The following is a 298-nucleotide window of genomic DNA, read 5'->3' as shown; positions in this document are numbered from 1 at the left end:
CGCGCGTGCAGCGACGCCGATCTGATCGGGCGCATCCGAGCTATTCACGCAAGCTCGCGCGACACGTATGGCATGCCTCGTATCCATGCGGAGCTTCTCGAGCAAGGCATCCATGTTGGAGGCAAACGCGTGGCCCGCCTGATGCGTATAGCGGGCTTGCATGGGGTCAGTCGGCGGCGCTGGATCAACACCACGCGGCGTCAGAGCGGCGCACGGCCCGCGCCCGATCTCGTGCAACGGCACTTCGTGGCTGACGCACCGAATCGGCTGTGGGTAGCCGATGCCACCTATGTGCCGA

The 298-nt window shown here is 65.4% G+C and carries 1 protein-coding gene; it reads left to right on the top strand.

What is annotated here, in order from left to right:
- A partial coding sequence (locus GWC77_RS28530) for an IS3 family transposase (RefSeq protein WP_173263013.1) occupies positions 1–298 on the top strand: 298 nt, incomplete at both ends.

Origin of the sequence: Paraburkholderia sp. NMBU_R16 (assembly GCF_013282575.1) — a bacterium.
Classification (GTDB): Bacteria; Pseudomonadota; Gammaproteobacteria; order Burkholderiales; family Burkholderiaceae; genus Trinickia.
The sequence above is the reverse complement of the archived record's forward strand: the minus strand, read 5'-3'. Positions and strand labels throughout refer to the sequence as shown.